Raw genomic sequence first — 5,424 nt, 5'->3', positions numbered from 1 at the left:
CGACCAACTTGTAACCTAACTGAATCAAGGTTAAAGGTGATATCGAAATTATATATATTCTAAAGCTTTCGCTTTACAAGATAGATTAATTAGAGCTTTGATACAAACCACTTGGGTGTTGTATGGTCAAGCCAAACGAGCAATTAGTACAGGTTAGCTACACACATCGCTGTGCTTCCACACCCTGCCTATCAACGTCGTAGTCTTCAACGGCTCTTTAGGGAAATCTAATCTTGAGGTGGGCTTCCCGCTTAGATGCTTTCAGCGGTTATCCCATCCGAACGTAGCTACCGGGCAATGCCACTGGCGTGACAACCCGAACACCAGAGGTTCGTCCACTCTGGTCCTCTCGTACTAGGAGCAGATCCTCTCAAATTTCCAACGCCCACGGTAGATAGGGACCGAACTGTCTCACGACGTTCTAAACCCAGCTCGCGTACCTCTTTAAATGGCGAACAGCCATACCCTTAGGACCTGCTTCAGCCCTAGGATGAGATGAGCCGACATCGAGGTGCCAAACACCGCCGTCGATATGAACTCTTGGGCGGTATCAGCCTGTTATCCCCAGAGTACCTTTTATCCGTTGAGCGATGGCCCTTCCATACAGAACCACCGGATCACTAAGACCTACTTTCGTACCTGCTCGACTTGTGGGTCTCGCAGTTAAGCGCGCTTTTGCCTTTATACTCTACGACCGATTTCCGACCGGTCTGAGCGCACCTTCGTACTCCTCCGTTACTCTTTAGGAGGAGACCGCCCCAGTCAAACTACCCACCATACATTGTCCTCGGTATTGTTATACCTGAGTTAGAACCCCAACATGACCAGGGTGGTATTTCAAGATTGGCTCCACCAAGACTAGCGTCTCGGCTTCAAAGCCTCCCACCTATCCTGCACAAGTCAGGTCAAAGTTCAATGTAAAGCTGTAGTAAAGGTTCACGGGGTCTTTCCGTCTAGCCGCGGGTACACAGCATCTTCACTGCGATTTCGATTTCACTGAGTCTCTGCTGGAGACAGCGCTGCCATCATTATGCCATTCGTGCAGGTCGGAACTTACCCGACAAGGAATTTCGCTACCTTAGGACCGTTATAGTTACGGCCGCCGTTTACTGGGGCTTCGATCAAGAGCTTCGCTTACGCTAACCCCATCAATTAACCTTCCAGCACCGGGCAGGCATCACACCCTATACGTCCACTTTCGTGTTTGCAGAGTGCTGTGTTTTTAATAAACAGTTGCAGCAGCCTGGTATCTGCGACTGTCAACAGCTCAAGGAGCAAGTCCTATCACCATCAACAGCGTACCTTCTCCCGAAGTTACGGTACCATTTTGCCTAGTTCCTTCAGCAGAGTTCTCTCAAGCGCCTTGGTATTCTCTACCTGATCACCTGTGTCGGTTTAGGGTACGATTCGTTTATAACTATTGCTTAGAAGCTTTTCCTGGAAGCATGGTATTTGCCACTTCGCTGTACAAGTACAGCTTGCTATCAGATCTCAGCCATATAACAACCCGGATTTACCTAAGTTGTAAGCCTACATCCTTTCACCTGGACAACCAACGCCAGGCTGACATAACCTTCTCCGTCCCTCCATCGCATTATAAACAAGTATCGGAATATTAACCGATTTCCCATCGACTACGCCTTTCGGCCTCGCCTTAGGGGTCGACTCACCCAGCCCCGATTAACGTTGGACTGGAACCCTTGATCTTCCGGCGTGCGAGCTTTTCACTCGCATTATCGTTACTCACGTCAGCATTCGCTCTTGTGATACCTCCAGCATGCCTTACGACACACCTTCACAGGCTTACACAACGCTCCCCTACCACTTGAAAACAAATTCAAATCCGCAGCTTCGGCTCCTAGTTTGAGCCCCGTTACATCTTCCGCGCGGGCCGACTCGACTAGTGAGCTATTACGCTTTCTTTAAAGGATGGCTGCTTCTAAGCCAACCTCCTAGCTGTCTATGCCTTCCCACCTCGTTTCCCACTTAACTAGGAATTTGGGGCCTTAGCTGGCGGTCTGGGTTGTTTCCCTCTCCACAATGGACGTTAGCACCCACTGTGTGTCTCCCGGATATCACTCATCGGTATTCGGAGTTTGCATCGGTTTGGTAAGTCGGTATGACCCCCTAGCCGAAACAGTGCTCTACCCCCAATGGTGTTCGTCCGAGGCGCTACCTAAATAGCTTTCGGGGAGAACCAGCTATCACCGAGTTTGATTAGCCTTTCACCCCTATCCACAAGTCATCCCCTGGCTTTTCAACGACAGTGGGTTCGGTCCTCCGGTGCCTGTTACGGCACTTTCAACCTGCTCATGGATAGATCACTCGGTTTCGGGTCTATGCCCTGCAACTAAACGCCCTATTAAGACTCGGTTTCCCTACGGCTCCCCTAAACGGTTAACCTTGCTACAGAACATAAGTCGCTGACCCATTATACAAAAGGTACGCGGTCACCCTAATAAATTAAGGCTCCCACTGCTTGTACGCACACGGTTTCAGGTTCTATTTCACTCCCCTCACAGGGGTTCTTTTCGCCTTTCCCTCACGGTACTGGTTCACTATCGGTCAGTCAGGAGTATTTAGCCTTGGAGGATGGTCCCCCCATCTTCAAACAGGATTTCTCGTGCCCCGCTCTACTTAATATGTTAACGCTAATGTTTCGAATACAGGACTATCACCTACTACGGTCAGCTTTCCCACGCTGTTCTTCTACATTAGCACTAATCGGCTTCTCCCCGTTCGCTCGCCGCTACTTGGGGAATCTCATTTGATGTCTATTCCTAAGGGTACTGAGATGTTTCACTTCCCCTCGTTCGCTTCTTGTACAAGTACAAGATACCTACCTTATGGTAAGTGGGTTTCCCCATTCAGAAATCTCCGGATCACAGGATATTGCCGCCTCCCCGAAGCTTATCGCAGGCTGTCACGTCTTTCATCGCCTCTGACTGCCAAGGCATCCACCATGTGCGCTTCATTACTTGACCATACAACCCCAAGTAGTCTTAACTTATAAATAAGTTTTAACTTCAAAGTGTTATATAAGTCTAATTATGATAACGATATCACCTATGTTTATACGCTTGATTCAGTTCTCTTTACTTTTTTAATAACTCACTACTGGGATAACAACTGATGTCGTTAAGTAGTGAGTTATTAAGGTTAGGAACAACGCGTGAACACGTGTTCCTAACCCAGACTCATATCTATGTTTTTAAATAGTTCTTACGCTCTCGTCGAGTCATAAGTTCTGTATAAAACAGAAAGAAATAATCGTATGATGTAATATCTGAATTATTTGTTTCTGTTTATGCTTGTTTAATATATCTACTATCGTATTTATTATGGTGGAGCCAAACGGAGTCGAACCGTTGACCTCCTGCGTGCAAGGCAGGCGCTCTACCAACTGAGCTATGGCCCCGTAAATAAATGGTAGGCCTGGGCAGACTTGAACTGCCGACCCCCGCGTTATCAACACGGTGCTCTAACCAGCTGAGCTACAGGCCTGTGTCTGCCTGTCAAGGCAAAGCGCTAATAATAAATACTAGCTAAACTAAAGAACAACTTGTTGTGAATTCTTGCTGACCGAATGCCATCTATAAGGAGGTGATCCAGCCGCAGGTTCCCCTACGGCTACCTTGTTACGACTTCACCCCAGTCATCAACCACACCGTGGTGAACGCTCCCCCGAAGGTTAAGCTATCCACTTCTGGTGCAATCAACTCCCATGGTGTGACGGGCGGTGTGTACAAGGCCCGGGAACGTATTCACCGCGGCATTCTGATCCGCGATTACTAGCGATTCCTACTTCATGGAGTCGAGTTGCAGACTCCAATCTGGACTACGATAGGCTTTTTGAGATTCGCATCACATCGCTGTGTAGCTGCCCTCTGTACCTACCATTGTAGCACGTGTGTAGCCCTGGTCGTAAGGGCCATGATGACTTGACGTCGTCCCCGCCTTCCTCCAGTTTGTCACTGGCAGTATCCTTAGAGTTCCCGGCTTAACCCGCTGGTAACTAAGGACAAGGGTTGCGCTCGTTGCGGGACTTAACCCAACATCTCACGACACGAGCTGACGACAGCCATGCAGCACCTGTATTCTAATTCCCGAAGGCACTCCCGCATCTCTGCAGGATTCTAGATATGTCAAGACCAGGTAAGGTTCTTCGCGTTGCATCGAATTAAACCACATGCTCCACCGCTTGTGCGGGCCCCCGTCAATTCATTTGAGTTTTAACCTTGCGGCCGTACTCCCCAGGCGGTCTACTTATTGCGTTAGCTGCGTCACTAAGTCCTCAAGGGACCCAACGACTAGTAGACATCGTTTACGGCGTGGACTACCAGGGTATCTAATCCTGTTTGCTACCCACGCTTTCGAGCCTCAGTGTCAGTATTATGCCAGAAGGCTGCCTTCGCCATCGGTATTCCTCCAGATCTCTACGCATTTCACCGCTACACCTGGAATTCTACCTTCCTCTCACATACTCTAGCTCAACAGTATCAGATGCAGTTCCCAGGTTGAGCCCGGGGATTTCACATCTGACTTATCGAGCCACCTACGCTCCCTTTACGCCCAGTAATTCCGATTAACGCTTGCACCCTCTGTATTACCGCGGCTGCTGGCACAGAGTTAGCCGGTGCTTATTCTGCAGCTAATGTCATCGTCCGTGGGTATTAACCACGGAGTCTTCTTCACTGCTTAAAGTGCTTTACAACCAAAAGGCCTTCTTCACACACGCGGCATGGCTGGATCAGGGTTTCCCCCATTGTCCAATATTCCCCACTGCTGCCTCCCGTAGGAGTCCGGGCCGTGTCTCAGTCCCGGTGTGGCTGATCATCCTCTCAGACCAGCTACAGATCGTCGCCATGGTAGGCCTTTACCCCACCATCTAGCTAATCCGACTTAGGCTCATCTAATAGCGAGAGCAGTAAACTGCCCCCTTTCTCCCGTAGGTCGTATGCGGTATTAATTCGAGTTTCCCCGAGCTATCCCCCACTACTAGGTAGATTCCTAAGTATTACTCACCCGTCCGCCGCTCGACGCCTGGTAGCAAGCTACCATCGTTTCCGCTCGACTTGCATGTGTTAAGCCTGCCGCCAGCGTTCAATCTGAGCCATGATCAAACTCTTCAGTTTAATCTTGCTATGTAACCCTTTAAAGAGGCTACTAAACTTGGCTCATCTAATCTGGCAAAATCGCTAAAAATTATGTTCGTAATGAATTAACTTTGAGTTTTTCTGCTGTCTTAAATGATAATTTTTATAGTTAGAATCTTTCCGAAAAGAAAAGATAGTCAACTTTATTTTTTAGCATTCTGAATCAGCAAAAATCCACACAAGTTGTTCTTTAGTTATGCTTTTAAATAGTGTTCATCTACTGTCGTCCAGTAGGTGATTATATAGGGTGTCTCTTTCACCATTTAGC

Annotated in this window: 2 tRNA genes and 2 rRNA genes; all 4 read right to left on the bottom strand. The window is 48.4% G+C overall.

Features of this window, described 5'->3' with window-relative positions:
• Positions 1 to 122: 122 nt before the first annotated feature.
• Positions 123 to 2,984 (bottom strand): 23S ribosomal RNA (locus tag HQR03_RS13910).
• A gap of 358 nt (positions 2,985 to 3,342) precedes the next feature.
• Positions 3,343 to 3,418 (bottom strand) — tRNA-Ala (locus HQR03_RS13905).
• Positions 3,419 to 3,427: 9 nt separating this feature from the next.
• Positions 3,428 to 3,504: transfer RNA gene (locus HQR03_RS13900), tRNA-Ile, on the bottom strand.
• A gap of 92 nt (positions 3,505 to 3,596) precedes the next feature.
• Positions 3,597 to 5,135 (bottom strand): 16S ribosomal RNA (locus HQR03_RS13895).
• Together the 16S and 23S rRNA genes with 2 tRNA genes alongside form the textbook arrangement of a ribosomal RNA operon.
• Positions 5,136 to 5,424 lie beyond the last annotated feature (289 nt).

The sequence above is a fragment of the Psychrobacter okhotskensis genome, assembly GCF_013248965.1.
Classification (GTDB): domain Bacteria; phylum Pseudomonadota; class Gammaproteobacteria; order Pseudomonadales; family Moraxellaceae; genus Psychrobacter; species Psychrobacter okhotskensis.
The sequence above is the reverse complement of the archived record's forward strand: the minus strand, read 5'-3'. Positions and strand labels throughout refer to the sequence as shown.